This is a genomic window from Nocardioides daejeonensis (assembly GCF_003194585.1).
GTDB classification, from domain to species: domain Bacteria; phylum Actinomycetota; class Actinomycetes; order Propionibacteriales; family Nocardioidaceae; genus Nocardioides; species Nocardioides daejeonensis.
In genome coordinates this window covers 296,237-316,227 of the sequence record NZ_QHKZ01000001.1, presented here as the reverse complement: position 1 = coordinate 316,227, position 19,991 = coordinate 296,237, and the positions used below count along the sequence as shown (strand labels likewise).

General features: G+C 67.8%; 18 protein-coding genes. 7 read left to right on the top strand and 11 right to left on the bottom strand.

The genetic code is table 11. The features are described 5' to 3' along the window. Nucleotides 1-17: 17 nt before the first annotated feature. Complete coding sequence (locus DNK54_RS01510) at nt 18-635, bottom strand: TetR/AcrR family transcriptional regulator (protein ID WP_110205184.1); 618 nt, start codon at nt 633-635, stop codon at nt 18-20. Nucleotides 636-830: 195 nt separating this feature from the next. Here DNK54_RS01510 and DNK54_RS01505 point away from each other — a divergent pair, with 195 nt between their 5' ends. Then, nucleotides 831-1,937, top strand: coding sequence for a mandelate racemase/muconate lactonizing enzyme family protein (locus DNK54_RS01505; RefSeq protein WP_162602264.1), 1,107 nt, complete (start codon nt 831-833; stop codon nt 1,935-1,937). Nucleotides 1,938-2,028: 91 nt separating this feature from the next. Here DNK54_RS01505 and DNK54_RS01500 read toward each other — a convergent pair whose 3' ends face one another. Genes DNK54_RS01500 through DNK54_RS01490 form a run of 3 tightly spaced genes read right to left on the bottom strand, consistent with a single transcriptional unit; the run spans nt 2,029 to nt 4,662 of the window. Then, the gene (locus DNK54_RS01500; protein ID WP_110205182.1) at nt 2,029-2,658 is read right to left on the bottom strand and encodes a TetR/AcrR family transcriptional regulator; all 630 of its coding nucleotides are present in this window, start codon (nt 2,656-2,658) and stop codon (nt 2,029-2,031) included. 11 nt (nt 2,659-2,669) lie between these two features. Further along, nucleotides 2,670-3,560 (bottom strand): ketopantoate reductase family protein, encoded by an 891-nt coding sequence (locus DNK54_RS01495; RefSeq protein WP_162602263.1) that lies wholly within the window; start codon nt 3,558-3,560, stop codon nt 2,670-2,672. 1 nt (nt 3,561) lies between these two features. After that, entirely contained in the window at nt 3,562-4,662 is a 1,101-nt protein-coding gene (locus tag DNK54_RS01490; protein ID WP_162602262.1) for an enolase C-terminal domain-like protein, read from the bottom strand. Nucleotides 4,663-4,811: 149 nt separating this feature from the next. Between DNK54_RS01490 and DNK54_RS01485 the strand changes: the two genes are divergently transcribed. Continuing rightward, complete coding sequence (locus DNK54_RS01485) at nt 4,812-5,819, top strand: NAD(P)H-dependent flavin oxidoreductase (protein ID WP_110205179.1); 1,008 nt, start codon at nt 4,812-4,814, stop codon at nt 5,817-5,819. Nucleotides 5,820-6,014: 195 nt separating this feature from the next. Continuing rightward, nucleotides 6,015-6,809, top strand: a complete 795-nt coding sequence (locus DNK54_RS01480) for an ion transporter (protein WP_204164380.1) — start codon at nt 6,015-6,017, stop codon at nt 6,807-6,809. Nucleotides 6,810-6,839: 30 nt separating this feature from the next. Here DNK54_RS01480 and DNK54_RS01475 read toward each other — a convergent pair whose 3' ends face one another. The 3 genes from DNK54_RS01475 to DNK54_RS01465 are packed head-to-tail and all read right to left on the bottom strand — an operon-like array spanning nt 6,840 to nt 9,444. Then, the gene (locus tag DNK54_RS01475; protein ID WP_204164379.1) at nt 6,840-8,438 is read right to left on the bottom strand and encodes a fatty acyl-CoA synthetase; all 1,599 of its coding nucleotides are present in this window, start codon (nt 8,436-8,438) and stop codon (nt 6,840-6,842) included. 43 nt (nt 8,439-8,481) lie between these two features. Continuing rightward, nucleotides 8,482-9,024, bottom strand: a complete 543-nt coding sequence (locus tag DNK54_RS01470; protein WP_204164378.1) for a flavin reductase family protein — start codon at nt 9,022-9,024, stop codon at nt 8,482-8,484. Nucleotides 9,025-9,051: 27 nt separating this feature from the next. Continuing rightward, nucleotides 9,052-9,444 (bottom strand): nuclear transport factor 2-like protein, encoded by a 393-nt coding sequence (locus DNK54_RS01465; protein WP_110205177.1) that lies wholly within the window; start codon nt 9,442-9,444, stop codon nt 9,052-9,054. Between the two features lie 373 nt (nt 9,445-9,817). Between DNK54_RS01465 and DNK54_RS01460 the strand changes: the two genes are divergently transcribed. Then, nucleotides 9,818-12,565 carry a LuxR C-terminal-related transcriptional regulator gene (locus tag DNK54_RS01460; protein WP_338036266.1) on the top strand — a complete coding sequence of 916 codons (2,748 nt, stop codon included), beginning with the start codon at nt 9,818-9,820 and terminating at the stop codon, nt 12,563-12,565. A 66-nt stretch (nt 12,566-12,631) separates the two neighbouring features. Here the strand turns inward: DNK54_RS01460 and DNK54_RS01455 are convergent, their stop codons facing one another. Both DNK54_RS01455 and leuA read right to left on the bottom strand, forming a co-directional pair. Next, nucleotides 12,632-13,825: an acyl-CoA dehydrogenase family protein gene (locus DNK54_RS01455; protein WP_110205175.1), complete on the bottom strand. Its 1,194-nt coding sequence runs from the start codon at nt 13,823-13,825 to the stop codon at nt 12,632-12,634. A gap of 198 nt (nt 13,826-14,023) precedes the next feature. Continuing rightward, the gene (gene leuA, locus DNK54_RS01450) at nt 14,024-15,796 is read right to left on the bottom strand and encodes a 2-isopropylmalate synthase (RefSeq protein ID WP_110205174.1); all 1,773 of its coding nucleotides are present in this window, start codon (nt 15,794-15,796) and stop codon (nt 14,024-14,026) included. 119 nt (nt 15,797-15,915) lie between these two features. Between leuA and DNK54_RS01445 the strand changes: the two genes are divergently transcribed. From DNK54_RS01445 to DNK54_RS01435, 3 genes are read left to right on the top strand one after another with little or no spacing between them, the layout of a single operon-like run. Next, nucleotides 15,916-16,461, top strand: a complete 546-nt coding sequence (locus DNK54_RS01445; RefSeq protein WP_239459855.1) for a flavodoxin family protein — start codon at nt 15,916-15,918, stop codon at nt 16,459-16,461. 38 nt (nt 16,462-16,499) lie between these two features. Next, nucleotides 16,500-17,312 (top strand): septum formation family protein, encoded by an 813-nt coding sequence (locus tag DNK54_RS01440; RefSeq protein ID WP_239459854.1) that lies wholly within the window; start codon nt 16,500-16,502, stop codon nt 17,310-17,312. Next, nucleotides 17,309-18,142, top strand: coding sequence for a septum formation family protein (locus DNK54_RS01435; RefSeq protein WP_162602261.1), 834 nt, complete (start codon nt 17,309-17,311; stop codon nt 18,140-18,142). The genes DNK54_RS01440 and DNK54_RS01435 overlap by 4 nt, the downstream gene beginning before the upstream one ends. 6 nt (nt 18,143-18,148) lie before the next feature. Here the strand turns inward: DNK54_RS01435 and era are convergent, their stop codons facing one another. Then, nucleotides 18,149-19,147 carry a GTPase Era gene (era, locus tag DNK54_RS01430; protein ID WP_110205171.1) on the bottom strand — a complete coding sequence of 333 codons (999 nt, stop codon included), beginning with the start codon at nt 19,145-19,147 and terminating at the stop codon, nt 18,149-18,151. Beyond that, complete coding sequence (locus DNK54_RS01425; RefSeq protein WP_110205170.1) at nt 19,140-19,919, bottom strand: siderophore-interacting protein; 780 nt, start codon at nt 19,917-19,919, stop codon at nt 19,140-19,142. The genes era and DNK54_RS01425 overlap by 8 nt, the downstream gene beginning before the upstream one ends. Nucleotides 19,920-19,991: the final 72 nt, after the last annotated feature.

The window sequence follows — 19,991 nt, the reverse complement described above, 5'->3', positions numbered from 1 at the left end:
AAAGGTTCCCGAGAGCGCTATTCGCCGCGACCCATGAAGCCCATCTGCTGAGCCCAGAGCTGAGCCAGCACCTCGTTCGCAGCAGCCCGCTCGAAGGGCATGCCACGCAGCAGCCAGAAGTGCGAGAACCTCTCGTGCTGCATCGTGAGCAGCGCCGCTCGCAGCTCCGCCTTGGCCTTCGAGACACCGAGCGACCGCTCGATGAGGGGCCCGACCTTGGCGGTGATCTCCCCCATGCGCAATCGATACATCTCGGCCACCTCGGCCTCGAGCGCAATGGCCTCGTGGACCGCCAGGAGCGCGGTCTTGTTGTTGGCATAGAAGTCGAACGAGGCATCTAGCCACTTCTCCAGGAAGGCCTCGTCGATGACCGCGGCATCGCACAACTCGTCGTACAGATCGAGCAGTTGCACCCGGAGGTCCCCCCACAGCCCGATCACCAAGTCGGCCTTGTTGGCGAAGTGGAGATAGAAGGTCGCCCGACTCAGGCCAGCCGCCTTCGCCACCTGGTCGATCGAGGCGGCGGCATAGCCACGTTCAGCGAAGACCTCCACGGCACCCTCCTCGAGACGTCGCCTGACGAGCTCGCGGCGCTCGTCCTGCAAGGAGGGTCGGGCCTTGGCTTCCGCATTCATTCTTAGATACCTCGTCTACCGCCGTTGACATCGTGTCTACCTAAGTAGACAGTGAGTCACCTCACTCGTCAAGGCTTCCTGAGAAGTTTTGACACTTCCATCAAGTCTTCGAGAATCAGTTGACATTGATGTCAATCTCAGTGGATGGTGCAGGCCGGAGACCGGCTTCCCCAGACGCTGAAGGAGAGAGTGGACATGCGCATCACCGAGGTGGAGACCTATCTGGTCCGACCGGACGGATACAGCTTCAAGTGGGGCGAGAACCAGCCCGTCGTCCCGATCGGGCTGACCTTCGTCCGGCTCAAGACCGATGTGGGGCTCGAGGGCAACGCGACGGCGTGGCTGCCCGGCACGCACTCCGAGGTCGGCGAGATGATCGAGCTGTTCATCCGCCACAACCTCATCGGTCGCGACCCGCTGGACCGCGAGGCGATCTGGCAGGAGATGACGGCGACGATCAACAACACGATGGGCAGCAAGGCGACCAGCGCGGTCGACACGGCGCTATGGGACCTCGCCGCCAAGGCGGCGGGCATCCCGCTGTACAAGTACCTGGGCGGCCACCAAGACAGCAAGCCGGCCTATGCCTCGACCACCCACTACGACGACATCGACTCCTACCTCAAGCTCGCTGACGAGTCGATCGCCCTGGGGTATCGGGCCTACAAACTGCATCCCTTCGGCGTACCCGACAAGGACATCGAACTCGTCAAGGCGGTGCGTGAACACGTCGGCCCCGACATCCGCCTCATGATCGACCCCGTCAACCACTACGACTTCAACGGCGCCATGCGCGTGGGACGAGTGCTCGACGACCTCGACTTCTACTGGTTCGAGGCGCCGATCCGCGATGAGGACATCGCCGGCCTGCGCCGGCTCACCAGCGAGCTCCGGACCCCGATAGCCGTCGGCGAGTCGCTGGTGCGGGGCATCTGGGACTACGCCAACCTGTTGCGCAACGATGCCGGGGACATCATCCGCACGATCGGTGATGCGATGGGCGGCATCACCGGCATGCGCAAGGTCGGAGCCATGTGCGAGGCATTCAACCGTCAGATCGAGACGCACTCCTACGGCCCCACCCTGGTCCAGGCAGCACATCTCAACTTCATGCTCGCCGCACCCAACTCGGAGTACTACGAACAGGCGGTGCCGGGCGGCATGCTCGACTTCGGCATGAAGGACGTGATCACGGTGGGCGCCGACGGCCGGGTCCAGGCGCCCACCAAGCCCGGCCTGGGCTACGACGTGGACTGGGATGCCGTCGACGACGCGACGGTCGTCCACAAGACCTGGTCCTGACGACGTCGCGCACGAGGGGTGTGACAGCTACCGGCTGTCACACCCCTCGTCCGTCGCGCCCCTCGCGTCGCCGCGTTCGCGCGACCAGAACTCACCTGGGCGCGAGCGCGCGCGACCAGATGTGCGCGAGCGCATCGACGATCCTCGTCTCCTCGAAGTCACGGTCGAGGGAGAACCAGATGTAGCAGATGTACTCGAGCATCGCACCCAGGGACTCCGCGGTGTATTCGACATCGAGGTCTGCCGGCGTCCGCCCCTCGGCCTTCAAGCGCTCCATCCCGCGCCGAGTGCGTTCGACGAAGGTGTTGCGCGCCTCAAGGCGCAGGTCACGAAGCTCGGGAGTGAACGTGCCCACCTGCTCCATCAGCCCGAGCATGGTGGCGTGCGGACGATAGGCGTGCACGAAGCGCTCGATCGAGTCGTGCACCCGCTCCTCGACCTCCTTGGTCGGCGGCGGCGCGGTCATCGCCTCGACCATCTCCTCGATCACCTGATGGCTCACCGCCTCGAAGACCGCGTCCTTGGTCTCGAAGTAGGTATAGAAGGTGCCGTGCGAGACCTTGGCCTGCTTGACGATGTCAGCGACCCGCGTCTCGATGAAGCCCTTGCGCTCGAAGACCTTGCGAGCTGCTTTCAGCAGGGCCGCCTTGCGCGCCGCCCCGCGATCGGTCACCGGCCCGGCATCGCGCCGTGCCTGCTGTGGTTCCGTCGGCCCCCGCATCGTCCACTCCCCTAGCCCTGCTGCCTGGTCGGCGAGATCGCGTCCAACAGGAGCGTCGCCATCTCCGAGAAGGGCGCCCGCTCACCCTGGGCCTTCGCGGCCCTGACCACGGCGCCACTGATGGCGTCATGCTCGAACGGTCGCCCCGACCGGAGATCCTGCCACATGGAGGAGTGGATCGAGTCGGGATAGCCGGCGAATTCATCGAGGATGACCGTCGCCAGATCGGCGGGAAGCACGACGCCACGACCGGCTGCGACGGTGATGCACTCGGCCACCAAGCCGTGGATGACCTCGCGCAGCGGTGCCCTCACTGCCAGTTCCCGCACCCGCAGGTCGGTGATGGTCGAGACCGAGTTGCCGGCCAGGTTGTAGGCGAGCTTGACCCACAGCGCCGTCTCGAAGTCATCCACGACGGAGACCGCCAGCGAGGTGCCGGACGTGGCGTCGGCGAAGCGATGCCCTCCAGGGGTGGCGGGCACCTTGATGTCGCCACGGTTGGTCCGTTCGATCCACCCCGGCCCATGCCGCTCGACGGCATGCTTGACGATCGCCGGGACGACGCGCGCCGCGTCGACGAAGGGCGCCATCCGCTCGACATGCTCGATGCCGTTCTGCGCGACCACCACGTCGGTAGACGTGGTCAATGCGGCCGCCAGCCACGGGCCGACTCCCGCGACGTCGTACGTCTTCGTCGCCACGACGATCAGATCCGCAGGCCCGGCCCGCTCCGGGTCGCCGATGATCGCGACCGGCGCCGTTCGACGCTCCCCCGCCTCCTCCAGCACCAGTGCAGACACGGAGCTGCGCACGGCGAGGGAGACCTCGTGCTCCCCTGCCAGCGCCAGGTCTGCCGCGATCAGTCCGCCGATACCTCCCGCGCCGACGACCAGGATGCGCATCTCAGCCGTAGACCTGGATCGTGGCGTCGTCGAGGACGTCCCAGTCGACCTCGTAGCCGAGCCCGGGGGCGGTGGGCGCGAGGGCGTAGCCGTCCGCATCGATCTCGACCACGCTCTTCATCCCGAAGTCGAGTGGCCCACGCGGGAACGGCAACTCGAAGAACTCACAGTTCTTGGCAGCGAGGATGTAGTGCAGATGAGCGGCCTGCACGAGGGTCGAGCCATACGAGTGCGGCTCAAGCCGCCGGTTGTGCAACTCCGCCAACGCGCCGATCTTGCGCAGCCCTGTGATGCCCCCAACGATGTCGCCGACTGCGCGGAGGCCGTCTGCAGCGCCTTGCATGAGGTAGTTGGCGTAGGTCCACGGACCCCGTGCCGTCGACTCGCCCATGAAGACCGGTACGTCCAGCACCTCGCAGAGCCGCCTGAACCCCGCGACGTCGTCATCGCGGATCGGGTCCTCGTACCAGTGAAAGTCGAGCTCTTCGAGCACCCGCCCGACCCGGACGGCGTCCTGGAAGTCGTAGGCGCTGGTGGCATCGAGCATCAGCGTGTAGTCCGGCCCCACCGCCTCGCGTACGGCGCGGCAGGCGGCAATGTCCTTGTCGGGGATCGCGGCAGCGTGCAGCTTCACCGCGTGCATCTCGGCGGCCTTCGCCTCGAGGGCCAACGTCGCGTAGTCCTCGGTCGCCTTCTGTGTCTCGGTGGTGATGTAGACCGGCACCTTGTCGCGATAGCCACCGAGCAGTTGATGGATCGGCATGTTGGCGGCTTTGCCGGCGATATCCCACAGCGCGATATCGATGTTGCTGGCGGCCTTGGGGGCGATCATGTAACGACTGAAGGCCATCAGCTCCTGCCAGATCTTCTCTCGCTGCAGCGGATCGGCACCGACCAGCAAGGGCCGGAAGAAGTGATCGGCGGACTCGCCGATCTCACGCGGGGCCGCCGGGAGCCAGGACGAGGAGATTCCACTGATCCCTACGTCGGTGACGATCTCGAACACCGTCATCGTCAGCTGGACCGGAGGAATGTCCTCCCGCCACTGGAAGGTGAACTCCGGCGGTTCGACGACCCGGATCTTGAGATCGGTGATGCGCATCGCGTGCTCCTCTACAAGGCTGCGGAACCTCGGTGTGGTCCGGCTCACCACACCATACGAACGACTTGACATTGACGTCAACATTGAGATCGGCGATCATGAGCATCCAGACCGCCGTCGCAGCAGCTTCCCCCGAAAGGTTGGCGTCCATGACCACCCGAGCTCCCCGGCTCCGCACACGTTTCACCGAGACCTTCGGAGTCGAGTACCCGATCATGCAGGGCGGGATGCAATGGGTCGGCAAGGCGGAACTCGTCGGCGCGGTGGCCGAGGCGGGAGGCCTGGGCATGCTCACCGCCCTCACCTTCCCCGACCCGGCCCAGCTGAGCGCGGAGATCCAGAAGGTCCGCGACCACACCGACAGGCCCTTCGGCGTGAACCTGACGATCCTGCCGTCGATGCGCACGGTGAACCATGACGAGCTGCGTCATGCCATCGTGGATGCCGGGGTGCGGATCATCGAGACAGCGGGGGCGAACCCCGGCCCCTTCATGGACTACTTCGACGCGCACGGCGTCAAGATCATCCACAAGTGCACCAGCGTGCGGCATGCGCTCAAGGCTCAGGCAGTCGGTGTCACGGCCGTCAGCATCGATGGCTTCGAGTGCGCCGGACACCCGGGAGAGGACGACGTACCCGGACTGGTCCTGATCCCGGCAGCAACCGCACAGCTGGAGATCCCAGTGATCGCCGCGGGCGGCATCGCCGACGCTCGTGGCCTGGTCGCCGCACTCGCGTTGGGTGCCGACGGCGTCAACATGGGCACACGCTTCCTCTGCACGCAGGAAGCGCCGATCCATCCGCGTATCAAGGAGGCGATCGTCGCCGCCAGCGAGCGCGACACCGAGCTGCTCTTCCGGCCACTGCGCAACACCTCCCGCGTGCACAGCAACGCCGTGGCGCGAGAGGCCGTCGAGATCATGTCCACAGGCGGTCAGTTCGAAGACGTCCGGCATCTGGTCAACGGGATCCGTGGACGCACCGTCTATGAGCTGGGCGATCCAGAAGCCGGCGTCTGGTCGGTCGGCATGGCCCAAGGACTCATCCACGATGTCCCGACGTGCGCCGAGCTCCTCAACACGATGACCTCCGAGGCCGTCGACCTCATCGACAAGCGCCTGGGGAGCATGCTCGAGGGGGCCCCCGCCCTGGCCTGAGGACGTGCTTCAGAAGGTTCGGCCTTCGCGAGCGGCGCATCCAGTGCGTGTCCCCGGAATCCTCGCGGAAACGCGAGCGAAGCGGGTGCTTTTCGTGGGGTGGCGACACAGTCCCGGTTCGCGCCGGGGCGGCGCGCCGCAGGCCACGACCGTCATCAACACGTGCTGAGGGTGGAAGTACGACAAGGTGAAGGCATGCGAACCGGCAAGCCCCCACCCTTGAGCGCCTATCCCTCGAAGCCCCCGACAGGGTGGGCGGACTGGACGATGCTGCTCATCGCGATCGTCTCGGTGGCGCTGCTCGCCTGGATCACCTTCTGGGAGGTCTCCCCCAGCGTCGAGCGCCGAGTGATCATCGCCGACTACGCCATCTGCGGGCTCTTCTTCGCGGAGTTCGTCTGGCGTTGGCGACGCAGCCGAGAAGGCTGGCGGTTCCCGCTGCGCAACTGGTACGAGGTGATCGGGATGATCCCGCTCTCGAACCCGGCTTTCCGGTCCTTCCGGCTGCTGCGCGTCATCGTGGTCCTGGCCCGGCTCGGACGTGCCGCGGACCGCGCGTTCGGAGACCGGGTGACCGCGGCCGTGATCCAGCGCTCCACCGACACGCTGGTGGAGGCGATCAAACGGCCCATCACGATCGCGGTGATGGACGAGGTCGCCGCGGTGCTGCGCACCGGCAACTACACGCAGAACATCGCCGCCGCACTGGAGGAGAACAGGCACGAGCTCGACGAGATGATCGTCGAGCTCGTCAAGCAGGACAGCCGGATCGGACGACTACGCAGGCTCCCGTTCCATGACGATGTCGTGCGCTTGGTCAGCGACACCGTCTTCGGGCTCGCCTTCGAGGTCTTGAAAGACCCGCGCACCGACGAACTGATCTCCGACCTCCTCCGCGAGAACATCGAGCAGATGCGGATCGCCGTGCGCGAGCGCGACCGAGCCGCTGAGCGAGAGCGAGCGGCCGTGGCGGCCGCCCGAGGACGCTGAAACGGACGTCCCGGTCGCCACACCCGCCTGTCAGTCGGCACTCAGGCCCGCGTAGGCGTCGCGCAGCTCGCGCTTGAGGATCTTGCCGCTGGGGTTCTTGGGTAGCGAGTCGGCGACCACGACGAACTTCGGCGCCTTGTAGGACGCCAACCGCTCACGTGCGAACGCACGGACCTCCTCCGCCCCCACCTCGACGCCAGCCCGAGGTACGACGACAGCGGCCACGGCTTCGATCCAGCGCGGATGAGGCACCCCGAACACGGCAACCTCACCAACGCCTTCGTGTTCGAAGAGGACCTCTTCGACCTCACGACTGGAGACGTTCTCTCCACCGGTCTTGATCATGTCCTTCTTGCGATCGACCACGTAGAGTCGCCCGTTGACGTCGACATACCCGAGATCGCCGGAGTGGAACCAGCCGTTACGGAAGGCCTCCGCCGTCTTCTCCGGATCCTTGAGATAACCCAAGATCAGGTGGGGGCTGCGATGGACGACCTCGCCGACCGTCCCGGGAGGCAGCTCCCGATCGTCGTCATCGACGATGGCGGTCTCCACGTTGAGCGCCGGGTAGCCGGCAGAGCCACCGTGGGTGAACTGATCCTCGGGTGGCAGTGCGGTGGCCAGGGATGCCATCTCCGTCTGCCCATAGAAGTTCCACAGTCGCAGGCCGGGGACACGCGTGGTGAGCTCGCGCAGCACCTCCTTGGGCATGGCAGACGCGCCGTAGTAACCCTTGCGCAGACTGGTCAGGTCGGTGTGGGCGAACTCCGGCGTCGCCATGAGACCGATCCACACGGTCGGCGGCACGAAGAGGTTGGTGATGCCGTGGCGCTCGATGGCCGCCAAGATCTCGATCGGCTCCGGGCGGCGCAGGATCACGCTCGTCGCGCCCAGGAAGATCTTGGTCGAAAGGAAGTTGTCGAGCTGGGCGCAGTGGTAGAGCGGCATCGCGTGGAGCTCGATGTCATCGGAGCCCATGCCCCCCGTGACGATGCACGAGGTGTATTGCCAGATCAGCGATCGACTGCCCAGCACGGCGCCCTTGGGGCGCGACTCGGTGCCGGAGGTGTACATGATCCGCACCGGGTCGTCGTCCGCCAGGTCCTCATCAGGCAGCAGGCAGCGGGCATGCTCGAGCCAGGTGCCCAGCGGAGTCCAGTCCGCACCGGGAGTGGGGTGCGTCCCGGGCTCGAGGTCGATCCGGACGCGGATCGGCACCGCCTGCTTGGCCAGACCGATCGCTTCGACGGCGACCGGCAGCATCGTGTCCTCCACGAGGAAGGCCTTCGCCTCGCAGTGGTCGAGGATATAGGCGACCTCGGCGGCGCCGAGCATGAAGTTCACCGGCACCAGGACGACGCCGCGGCGGGCCGCAGCGAACGCGATCACCGGGAACTGCCAGCAGTTGTGGCTGAGCAGGGCAAGCGTGTCGCCACGCTTCAAGCCGGCTGTGGCCAGCGCGCCGGAGAGCCGATCGACCTGCTCATCGAATCCGGCGAAGCTCAAGGTCACCGGCCCGTCGATGATGGCGGTCTTCTCCGGCGTCCGCCGGGCCGCACGCCGCGGCAGGTCCCCGATGCGTTGGCGTCGGGCGGCGACGACCTCGACACCGGCCATTCCCTCGAACATGGGTTTCACTCCTTCTCTGCGCTGGGCGACGGCCGGCTCGGCCTCAGTAGGGCCGGTGCGTTCCGAAGGTCCGACCCTGGTAGGTCATCGGCGCCCGGCCTGCGTCGCGGAAGGAGGTCTCGACCAATCCGGAGACCAGCACATGGTCCCCACCTGGCTGGATGCGCTCGACGGTGCAGCGCACCCAACCGGACGTGCCCTGGAGGCGAGGGACTCCCGACTCCAGGACATGTCCCAGTCCGGCGAACTTGTCGTCCTTCTTTGAAGCGAAGGCCAGCGCGACGTCCGACTGATCAGCAGCCAGGATGTTGACCCCGAAACGCCGGGTGCGCTGGATCACCGCCAAGGTCGTGGATCGGCGATCCAACGCCACCACGATCATCTCCGGGTCCATGGACAGCGACATCAAGGCGCTGACCGTCGCTCCGGACCCAACGCCGTCGAGTGCGGAGGTGATCACCGAGACCGGAGCCGCCATGTTGGCCATGACGTCACGGAAGGCCGAGGTCGGCGTTGTGGTCTGCACGGGGCGAACGACGCGTCCGAGCGCGGCGGTCGTGCGCGGCCGACTTTCCATGATCGTCATCTCTTCTCCTTCGTCTGCGGTCGTGGACTACCCGGCCAGGCCGGTCTCGGCCCAGAAGCGGTCGAACTCGGCCGGCACCACGTCGGAACCGTGGGTGACCTTGCCGTCTACGAACCGGTGCGTGAAGACGCCCTGCACATCGAGCTCCTTCTCGCCCAAACGGCGATAGAGCCGCAGGGTCGCGGTCACGATGCCTTCCGGGGTCTCGGTGGCGTCGAGTACCTGGTTGGCCGACTCATCCAACTTGGCCAGCACGCCGAACGCCTCGAGGAACGAGGCCTTGGTGTAGACCGTCTGGGTGCCCTCAAGCGTGAACCCTGCCCAGGAGAGGTTGTCGTCGTAGAGCGCGACCAGCGGACCCGCATCGCCCGCGTCAGCCGCAGAGAAGGCATTCTTGAGAGACTCGATATTGGCGCTCATTTCCACTCCTATCGATGAATCCGACCGCAGTCGAATAAAAGGGGATCCCCTATTTTCGGGATCGCGAGAAAGCGAAGCCGTACACATCTTCCGATGTATTTCAATTGCACACTTCGCCTGTGACATCGATTACTCTGCACCTCGGGAGCGCAGCGTTGCACCGGACAACTACGTGGTCCACCACGCGATCGAGTGACCCCGGACACAATGAGCCCGATCCGCGCTCGATCAGGGGCGCCGATGGCCCCCTGGCGCTCGAGTCGGCTCACTCGTTCCACGAGTTGACCCCCCGGCCTCCGGCGCCGAAATCTCCGCGTCGCCGACGCGCTTGACAAGCACGCGCCGCGTCGATGACAGTGATGGAAATCACCGCATGATAACCGTGGAAAGCTGGCAGTTAATGAATAAGGACGAGTGGGAGCAGGTGACCTCACTCCATGCTTCCGGTGAATCGATCAAAGGCATTGCGCGACGGTTGGGAATGTCGCGCAACACCGTCCGACGCGCCCTCTCGTTCGAGAGCGCCCCAGACGACTCGCGCGGGGCGCGCAGCACGCTCTACGACCAGCATGGGGAGCGGATCCGCCGACTCGTCCGCGACGACCCGGCGAAGACGGTGGCGCAGATCGCCGCGGAACTCGACTGGCGCCATGCCCCTTCCACCTTGGCCAAGTTCGTCGCACGAGCCCGCGAAGAGGTCCCCGACAACGCCCGGGCCACGACCCCCGCCCTCGGCGCGACGACGTCCAGCAGCGTCGGCCCGACGGACAACCCCGTGCCCGCACCGGACAGCGCGGCGCCGGTGCCACCGGGTCCGCAGCTCAGCACCCCCCACTCGCTGGGCCTGCCGCACTTCTCGACGCCCTTCGTGGGGCGTCGTGCGGAGCTCGCCCGGCTCCGCGGCCTCCTGGGTGAGCACCGGCTCATCACGATCACCGGCATCGGAGGCATCGGCAAGACCCGCCTGGCCACCCACGTCGCCCACGAAGTGCGGCGCGCCTTCCCCGATGGCGTCCGGTTCGTGGAGCTGGCCGGCCTCCGTAGCCCGGAGCTGATCGCGCAAGCCGTCCTGGAGGGACTGCGGCTGGCTGGACGCGACCAGCAGGGCTCCACCGCCGAGGCCGCCCTGGTAGAGCATCTCTCCGGACGTCGGATGCTGTTGGTCATCGACAACTGCGAGCACCTGATCGATGCGAGCGCCTCGCTGGTGCATGCGCTCCTGCAGGAGACGGCCACGCTGACCGTCATCGTCACCAGCCGCGAGGTCCTCTCTCTGCCCGAGGAGTTCGTCCTGCCGCTGAGCCCACTCCCCGTCTCCGACGGCCCAGCTGGCGACCCAGCGCTGGAGAGCGCCATGGAGCTCTTCGAGAGTCGTGCGGACGCCGTGCTCGGCGGGTTCCGCATCACGGAGAGCAACCGGGAGGCTGTACGTCGCGTCTGTCGACAGCTCGACGGCCTTCCCCTGGCCATCGAGCTGGCCTGCGCGCGCCTGGCCGTCCTCTCGGTCACCGAGCTCGCAGACCGGCTCGACCGACGCCTCGAGCTGCTGACGACGGGCAGCCGGGCCGCGCCGGTCCGCCACCGGTCGCTGGCGGCCACGCTCGACTGGAGCCATGATCTGTGCACCTCGGAGCAGCAGTTGCTCTGGCGGCGCGTCTCGATCTTCACCGACGGCTTCGATCTGGCCATGACCGAGGAGGTCTGCGCCGACGCCGCTCTGCCGGCGGCTCAGGTGCTCGACGCGATCATGGCCTTGGCGGGCAAGTCGATCCTGCAGCGCGAAGAGGTCGCCGGGTCGGTGCGCTTCCGGATGTTGGAGACCATCCGTGAGTACGGTCAAGGGCACCTCGACGAGGACGAAGCGGCCACCCTGCACCTACGGTTGCTGACCTGGGTGCACACCAAGGTCAGAGAGCTCGTCGCGGCATGGCCAGGGCCGGATCAGGTGCGCATCAACGCGTGGTTCCGCGCCAACCGCGCCAACCTGCGGACCGCCCTGCGGTGGGCCGTCGAGAGCCAGTCCGACCCCGAGGTACGCCGCACCGCTGCCCAGGTCGTCGCCGAACCATGGTTCCTGTGGGCCGGCGGCTTCTCGGTGCGCGAGCATCGGCTGTGGCTCGACCGGCTCTCGGCGAGCGTCGCCGGCACGCCCGAACAGGGCCAGGCACTGGCCACCCTCGCCTTGGTGGAGACGCTGCAGGGCGATCGCGAGAGCGCCACGCACGCGATCGACGTCGCGGGCCGTATCGCGACCGACGCCCACGACCAACCGACACTCGACTTCGTCGAACACACCCAGGGGTTGATGGCCTACTTCGGCGGCGACTTCGCCGCCGCCGAGCCGCTGTTGCTCTCTGCTCTCGAGCACTACGGCGAGCGCGAGCCACTCGGCGGCCTGCGCTCGGCACTCGACGTACATCTGGGCATGTTCTATGCCTCGACCGATCAGCTCGACCTGGCAAGCAAGCACTACGCGGAGGTCCAGCAGCGCTCGGCTGTCACCGGGGAACGCTGGTTCCATGCCTATGCCGACTTCGGGCTGGGAGCGGTGGCCCTGCTGGCCGGCGACGGTGAGCGGGCCCGAGCCCTGGCCAAAGCCGGCCTGGAGATGATCCGGGAGTTCGACGATGAGATCGGCGCCACCCTGCTGCTCGATCTCCTCGGTTGGGCCGAGGCGACGCTCGGCGAACTGGAGCGGGCCGCCGTACTGGCCGGCTCCGCGGCGCAGCTGTGGGACGGCTTCGGGCGGCAGCTCTATGGTTCTCGTCACTGGATGGAGGTCCGCGAGCGACACACCGCCGCGACCCAGGAGCGGTTGGGCGCGGAACACTTCCACCGACTTCACGGCGAAGGTGCGGCGAAGTCGGTGACCGAGGCGATCGCCTTCGCTCTCGACGAACAGATGCCCGCGCCTGCGTCCCCCACCCCGGCCACGGGGGTCGACGAGCTGACCCCACGCGAGCGCGAAGTAGCGGCGCTGGTGGCACAGGGGCTCTCCAACAAGGAGATAGCCTCTCGGCTGGTGCTCTCCCCACGCACGGTAGAGGGGCATGTGGAGCGGGTGCTGCAGAAGCTGCTCGTCACCAACCGCACCCAGGTCGCTGCCATCGTGCGCAGCTGACGCCCCGGGAAGCGGATCACCTCCACTCCCCGGGGCGAAGTCTGAAGCCCGGTCACGCCGCCTGCGTCAGCTGAGGCGCCCCTCGCCGTACTCGGTCATGATCGGGCCGGCCGCATCGACCAGGGTCATCGGGTCGACCAGCAGATGCTGCGTGGCGATGGCCGCGTCCCGCGTGGCCCTACCCAGCGCCGTCGGGTTGCGGAACGACTGGCTGCCGCCCCAGCGGTGGGCGAAGTTCGTCACCTGAGCGTTGACCTCCTGGACCCAGGTGACCGCCTGACGCAGACGGGCGCCCTGGACCTGGGTGAGTTCATTGCCCGCGTTGATCCACTCCTCCGCCTCCTGGTGCACCTCGTAGACGTAGGCGCGAGCGGCCCGGTAGAGCGCCTCGTGCTTAGCGAACTCGAGTCGGAAGAGCTCGGAGTCTCCGATCACCGTGGCGTACCCGACCCGCCCCTTCACGCTGGCGATCTTCACGATCTCGTCGAGTGCCCGACGCGCGATCCCCAGGGCGACCGGGGCATGTCCGCCGACCCCGATGCCGAGCAGGCCGAACCGATAGGCAGGCTCCGGTCGCACCGGGGTCGTCGAGAAGGTGTCGAAGGCGTGCTCCTCAGGGATGAACACCTCGGTCAGTCCATAGTCGTAGGAACCGGTGCCGACCAGGCCCCACACATTCCAGTTGCCCCGGAACTCCACCTGCTCCCGCGGCACGAACGCGGTGCGGCAGACCGGCTGGCCGTCCGCGGAGGTCAGTGGGTTGCCCTCGTCGTCATGGACGATGAAACCGGCACCGATCCACGAGGCGTGGGCCGAGCCACTGGCGAACTGATAGTTGCCCGTGACGACATAGCCCCCCTCGACCCGACGACCGGAACCCGTCGGCAGGATCATGCCTGCGGTGATCCCGGGGACCGGCTGGTCGAAGAGGTCGCGCGCGCCCTTGTCCGCCAGGAAGCCAGCAGCGAGGGAGGTGCTGAGGCTGTTGGCCATGAACGCCCAGCCGGTGGAGCCGTCGGCCCGGGAGAGCTCCTCGATGACCTCGAAGGCCTGGACCAGGCTCATGCCCTCGCCGTTGAGCTCCTCCGGCACCATCATCCAGAAGAGACGGCTGTCGACGAGCGCGTCGTAGACAGGCTTGGTGATGGTGGCCCGGTCCTCGATCTCGTTGGCTTCGGCCTCGATGATCTGGGCAACAGCGCGGGCGCGGGCGAGGTGATCACCCAGGACGACGGGAGTTTCGGTAAGCAGTGCGGACATGGGGCGACCTTTCTCGTTCCGAGCTCTGAGCCCGGGGACTTGTGATGGCCACCACACTGCTCCGCTGCCCGGTCGCACACATGCGGGCAACTACGTGGTCCGCCACCCGTCCGACCACGTGACCCACTCCGCGCCTGACTGACCCCCGACATGGCTCGGCGTCCGGTCCCCGACGGGACCGGACGCCGAGCAGTCGACTCAGTTGGCGCGGTTGATCGCCGAGATGACCGCCTTCAGCGACGCGGTCACGATGTTGGCGTCGAGACCGACGCCCCACAGGATCTGGTCACGCACCGCGCACTCGACGTAGGCGGCGGCGATCGCGTCACCACCGGCGGAGAGGGCGTGCTCGGCGTAGTCCAGGACACGCACGTCGCCACGGTTCTCGAACGCGGGGTTGCCCTTCTCCTGCTCGGCAGCCACCAGCTCGGAGAGCGCGTTGGTGAAGGCGTTGATCGGTCCGTTGCCGGTGCCGACCAGCTCCCGCTCCTCCCCGTCGACGTAGATGTTGACCGCCAGCTCGTCCTTGCCGCCGGCCGTCGACGAGGTGCGTACCGAGTTCAGCCTGAGCGGGGTGTCCCGGTCGAGGTACTCGGCGCTGAAGACCCGCCAGATCTGCTCGGGCGTCATCTCGCCGCCCTCGCTGTCGGTGTGCTCCTGCACCACCCGGCTGAACTCGATCTGCGCACGCCGCGGCAGGTCCAGGTTGTGGTCGGCCTTCAGGATGTAGGCGACTCCGCCCTTGCCGGACTGGCTGTTGACGCGGATCACGGCCTCGTAGGTGCGGCCGACGTCCTTCGGGTCGATCGGCAGGTACGGCGCCTCCCAGGCGATGTCGCGCACCGAGATGCCCTGCGCCATCGCCTTCTGGTCCAGGTCCTCGAGGCCCTTCTTGATCGCGTCCTGGTGCGAGCCGGAGAAAGCCGTGTAGACCAGGTCACCGGCGTACGGGTGTCGCGGGTGCACGGGCAGCTGCGTGCAGTACTCGACCGTGCGGCGTACCTCGTCGATGTCGGAGAAGTCGATCTGAGGGTCGATGCCCTGGCTGAACAGGTTCATCCCCAGCGTGACCAGGTCGACGTTGCCGGTGCGCTCCCCGTGGCCGAACAGGCAGCCCTCGACCCGGTCGGCACCGGCCATCAGCGCGAGCTCGGTGGCGGCGACCGCCGTACCCCGGTCGTTGTGGGGGTGCAGGCTGATCGCGGAGTGCTCCCGGCGGGTCAACCCACGCGAGAAGTACTCGATCTGGTCGGCGTAGGTGTTCGGCGTGGACATCTCCACGGTAGCCGGCAGGTTGAGGATGATCTCGCGACCAGCCTCGGGCTGCCAGACGTCGGAGACCGCTTCGCAGACGCTCAGTGCGAAGTCGGTGTCGGACTGGGTGAAGATCTCCGGGCTGTACTGGTAGCCGAAGTCCTCGCTGCCGACGATCCCGCCCAGCAGCTGCTCGGCGTACTTCATCACCAGCTCGGTGCCCCGAGTGGCGATCGCCCGACACTCGTCGGGGGTGACGCCGAAGACGACGCGCTGGAAGAGCGGCGCCGTGGCGTTGTAGAGGTGCACCGTGGCGCGGTCGGCACCGACCAGCGACTCGATGGTGCGGGAGATCAGGTCCTCACGCGCCTGGGTCAGCACGGAGATCTGGACGTCGTCGGGGATCCGGTCCTCGACGATGAGCTGCCGGACGAAGTCGAAGTCGGTCTGGCTGGCACTCGGGAAGCCGACCTCGATCTCCTTGTAGCCCATGCCGACCAGCAGGTCGAACATCTTCAGCTTGCGAGCCGGACTCATCGGGTCGATCAGCGCCTGGTTGCCGTCGCGGAGGTCGGTGCTCAGCCAGCGCGGCGCGTGGGTGATCCGCTTGGTGGGCCAGGTGCGGTCAGGTACGTCGACCGGCACGAACGCCGAGTAGCGCTGGTGCGGCATCCCGCTCGGCTTCTGGCTGTTGGCGGTGTTGCTCAGGTTGGTCATGGGTTCCTCGCTTCGATGGTGGGTCGGGCGCCGGGCACGCACCACGAAACTCCGCAGCGAGGGGGTCCGGCTTTCAGACCTCGCTGCGGCAGCGAAGGAGGAGGCTGTGAAGAGTCATCATGACAAGAGACACGATAGCGCACCTGACTGAGGAGAAGACATTGGCTCGCCTGCTGGTCGTCCACCACTCACCCTCCCGCTCGCTGCGGGCGCTGCGCGACGCCGCGGTCGAAGGCGCCGCGAACGAGGAGATTCCCGACGTCGAGGTCGTCGTCCGGGAGGCCCTCGACGCGGCCGCCGACGACGTGCTTGCCGCCGACGGCTACCTGCTCGGCACCTCGGCCAACTTCGGCTACATGTCCGGCGCACTCAAACACTTCTTCGACCGCAACTTCCTGGCGATCGGCGGCGCGCTCGACGACAGCGGCGCCGCCAGCGAACAGCCCTCCGGGGCCACCGCGAAGCGTCCGTGGGGCTACTGGGTGCATGGACGCTACGACACCACCGGTGCGGTGCGCTCCGTGCAGTCGATCGTCGGTGCCCTCGGCTGGCGCCAGGCCCACGCCGGCGTGGACGTGCTGGGCGAGGTGACCGACGAGCACCTCGAGCAGGCATGGGAGCTCGGGGCGACGGTCGCTGCCGTGATCTCGGACTCAGCGCACTAGGGTAGGCCCGCCAGTACCGACTCCCGGGAGGGAATGCCGTGACCGCCGTGACCCGTCGTCTCGCTGCGATGCTCGGCGTCGCCACCCTCGTGCTGCTGGCCTCCGGTTGCGGCGGCGACGAGTCGGACACCCGGGTCGACCCCGACCTGGTCGACTCGACCGAGGTGCCCGACAACGGCCTGTGCCGGATGCTTACCCCCGACGACGTCGCGCAGCCGACCAATGCGACCCGCACGGTCGACTGCGCAGAGAAGCACACCGCCGAGACCTACGCCACCGGCGAGCTGCCCGGACGCTTCGCCGAGGCCGACTACGACGACCCCGAGCTGAGCGCCTACGCCTACGAAACGTGCTCGGCCGCCTTCGAGGAGTTCCTCGGCGCCGACGAGTCCCTGGTGATGCGCTCGGTGCTGAGCTGGGCGTGGTTCCGGCCTTCGGAGAAGGCTTGGGACGACGGAGCCCGGTGGTACCGCTGTGACGTGGTCGGCGGCGGCGAGCAGTCGAAGGAGTACGTGGCACTGCCCAAGACCGCCAAGGGGCTGATGCTCGGCAAGCCGAAGGACGACTGGATGGTCTGCGCCGACGGTCCGAGCGTCGCCGGCTCCGTGAAGGTGCCGTGCTCGCGTCCGCACACCTGGCGCGCCGTCACCACCATCAAGGTCGGCGCCGACAGCGACCCCTACCCCGGGGACCGCCTGGTCGAGGTGAAGTCGCGCGACTTCTGCTCGCGCTCGGTCGGCGGCTGGCTCGGCTACCCGGACGACTACGACTTCGCCTACACCTGGTTCCACCAGGCCGAGTGGGATGCCGGCAACCGGCGCTCGATCTGCTGGGCCAGGACCCGCAAGTGACCACCCCCTGGCTCCGGGGCGTGGCTGTGGCGGTCACCGTGGCTGCACTCCTGACCGGCTGCTCCGGCGACGACGCGGCGCCTGCCCCACGGCCGACCAGCAGCGCCGCACCGCGCACGCCGGACCGGCCTCCAGCACCCCCCGAGGCCGGCTCCTGCCACCGGCTCGACTACGCGACAGCGGTGCAGCCGACGGCCGAGGACACCACCGTGCCGTGCCGCAAGCCGCACACCTCGCGCACGATCAAGGTCGGACGCCTGCGCACCGCCGTCGACGGCCACCTGCTGGCCGTCGACGCCGTCCGGGTACGTCGACAGCCCGCCCGCTACTGCGCCGCGGCCTTCGACGCCGCAGTCGGTGGCTCACCGGAGCAGCGTCGGCTGAGCATGCTGGCCGTGGCCTCCTTCAGCCCGAGCGTCGAGGAGTCCGACCGCGGCGCGACCTGGATCCGCTGCGACGTGGTTGCCGTCGTCGAGCCCGAGCGCCTCGGTCCCCTGCCCGCTGCCGTGCGTGGACTGCTCGACACCTCGCAGGGCCGGGAGCGCTTCGGCATGTGCGGCACGGCCAAGCCCGGCACGCCCGACTTCAGCCGGGTGGCCTGCTCCCAGCCGCACACCTGGCGCGCCACGGCGAGTGTCGACGTACCGCCGGGGGCGAAGGGCGGTTGGCCGGGCGCGGCGAAAGCCCAGGCGGCGGGGAAGGACCGCTGCACGGAGGCGGCCCGGGCGAACGCCGACGACTCGCTCAACTACGAGTGGGGCTTCGAATGGCCGGACCGCATGCAGTGGCGCTCGGGGCGCCACTACGGGATCTGCTGGGCGCCCGCCTGACGGCTCCTAGAAGCCGAGCTTCCGCAGCTGCCGTGGATCGCGTTGCCAGTCCTTGGCGATCTTGACGTGCAGGTCGAGGAAGACCGGGGTGCCGAGCATCGCCTCGATCTGCTTGCGCGCGTTGGTGCCCACCTCCCTGAGGCGGGAGCCCTTGTGACCGATCACGATCCCCTTCTGCGAGGAGCGCTCCACGAAGACGTTGGCATGGATGTCGAGCAGCGGGCGGTCGGCGGGCCGGTCCTCCCGCAAGCGCATCTCCTCGACCACCACGGCGATCGAGTGCGGCAGCTCGTCGCGCACGCCTTCCAACGCGGCCTCCCGGATCAGCTCGGCCGCCAGGATCTCCTCGGGCGCGTCAGTCAGATCGCCCTCGGGGTAGAGCGGCGGGCCGGGGGGCATCATGGCCACCAGCAGTTGAGCCAGCAGCTCCACCTGATCGCCGGAGACCGCGGAGACCGGCACGACCTCTCCCCAGTCGGTGCCCGTCTCGCGTCCGAGCTCGGCGATGTCGAGCAGGTGCTGCGCCAGCCGGTCCGGGCCGACCAGGTCGGTCTTGGTGGCCACCGCGATCTTGATGGTGCGGCGCACCTTGCCCAGCTCGTTGACGATGAACCGGTCCCCAGGGCCGACCTTCTCATCGGCCGGGAAGCAGACCGCCACCACGTCGACCTCCGCCCAGGTGGTCTTCACCAGGTCGTTGAGCCGCTCCCCGAGCAGTGTCCGCGGCTTGTGCAGCCCGGGGGTGTCGACGAGCACCAGCTGACCGTCTTCGCGATGCACGATGCCGCGCACCACGGTCCGCGTCGTCTGCGGTCGCGAGGACGTGATCGCCACCTTCGTGCCGACGAGAGCGTTGGTCAGCGTGGACTTCCCCGCGTTGGGGCGGCCGACGAAGCAGGCGAAGCCGCTGCGGTAGCCCTCCGGCACGTCGAGACTGAAGCTCGTGGCCGCCGCGGCTGCCAGATCGGCCGGTGCGAAGTCGTCGTCGAAGTCGTCGTCATCCATCGGCGTTCTCCTGTGCTGCGTCGTAGTCGGCCCAGATCTCGTCGTCGGACTTGCCCGCGGCCTTGCCGGCCCGGTAGATCGGCCCCGGGTCCACCTTGCGAGGCTGGCGGCCGGCCGTGGCACGCCAATAGCCCATCACGTCGTAAGCATGGCTCGGGAGCTTGCGCACCCGCATCAGGTGCTTGCGGATGGCGCGCATCTGCGCGGACTCCCCGGCCATCCAGAAGTATCCCTCGCCCGCGGGCCAGTCGATCCCCTCGACGACCTCCGCGAGCCGGCTGGCGCCGTACTCGGAGGGAAGCCAGGTGACCTCGGGGCCCTCAGGCAGGTAGCCCTCGTGCGGCTCGGGCACCTCGGCCCAGATCCGGACCGGGAGGTCGGTGGTCGACTCCGCGATCCGGGCCATTGCGGGAAGCGCCGTCAGATCGCCGACCAGCAGCACCCAGGCGGCGTCCTCGGGAAGCGTGAAGGAGCCCTTCGGTTCGGTGATCACCACGGTGTCACCGACGCAGTCGCCCGCTGCCCACTCCGTCACCAGCCCGACCGCATGGACCACCACATCGACCACCAGCTCGCCGTCGGCCCAGCTCCGCACCGTGTAGTAGCGACTCTGGAACTGCCCCGGCACCACCAGGCCGACCCACTCGTCCAGTACGCCGGTGGAGGGGAACCCGGCAAGCCCCTCGCCGCCGAGGGTCAGCCGCACCAGGTGGTCGCTGAGCTCCTCGCGACGCAGGACCTGCGCGGTGAACTGGTCGGCACGGGTACTCACCGGCTTAGGGTACGTCGGCTCCTACCTCTGGTGAGCACCGGTGCGCGCCAGCGCAGCCACCCAGTCCGGGCG

Bases quoted from the DNA above. Each gene is read 5' to 3' on its own strand.
- DNK54_RS01510 (WP_110205184.1), bottom strand. From the start codon at position 635: ATGAATGCGGAAGCCAAGGCCCGACCCTCCTTGCAGGACGAGCGCCGC.
- DNK54_RS01505 (WP_162602264.1), top strand. From the start codon at position 831: ATGCGCATCACCGAGGTGGAGACCTATCTGGTCCGACCGGACGGATAC.
- DNK54_RS01500 (WP_110205182.1), bottom strand. From the start codon at position 2,658: ATGCGGGGGCCGACGGAACCACAGCAGGCACGGCGCGATGCCGGGCCG.
- DNK54_RS01495 (WP_162602263.1), bottom strand. From the start codon at position 3,560: ATGCGCATCCTGGTCGTCGGCGCGGGAGGTATCGGCGGACTGATCGCG.
- DNK54_RS01490 (WP_162602262.1), bottom strand. From the start codon at position 4,662: ATGCGCATCACCGATCTCAAGATCCGGGTCGTCGAACCGCCGGAGTTC.
- DNK54_RS01485 (WP_110205179.1), top strand. From the start codon at position 4,812: ATGACCACCCGAGCTCCCCGGCTCCGCACACGTTTCACCGAGACCTTC.
- DNK54_RS01480 (WP_204164380.1), top strand. From the start codon at position 6,015: ATGCGAACCGGCAAGCCCCCACCCTTGAGCGCCTATCCCTCGAAGCCC.
- DNK54_RS01475 (WP_204164379.1), bottom strand. From the start codon at position 8,438: ATGTTCGAGGGAATGGCCGGTGTCGAGGTCGTCGCCGCCCGACGCCAA.
- DNK54_RS01470 (WP_204164378.1), bottom strand. From the start codon at position 9,024: ATGACGATCATGGAAAGTCGGCCGCGCACGACCGCCGCGCTCGGACGC.
- DNK54_RS01465 (WP_110205177.1), bottom strand. From the start codon at position 9,444: ATGAGCGCCAATATCGAGTCTCTCAAGAATGCCTTCTCTGCGGCTGAC.
- DNK54_RS01460 (WP_338036266.1), top strand. From the start codon at position 9,818: ATGATAACCGTGGAAAGCTGGCAGTTAATGAATAAGGACGAGTGGGAG.
- DNK54_RS01455 (WP_110205175.1), bottom strand. From the start codon at position 13,825: ATGTCCGCACTGCTTACCGAAACTCCCGTCGTCCTGGGTGATCACCTC.
- leuA (WP_110205174.1), bottom strand. From the start codon at position 15,796: ATGACCAACCTGAGCAACACCGCCAACAGCCAGAAGCCGAGCGGGATG.
- DNK54_RS01445 (WP_239459855.1), top strand. From the start codon at position 15,916: ATGACAAGAGACACGATAGCGCACCTGACTGAGGAGAAGACATTGGCT.
- era (WP_110205171.1), bottom strand. From the start codon at position 19,147: ATGGATGACGACGACTTCGACGACGACTTCGCACCGGCCGATCTGGCA.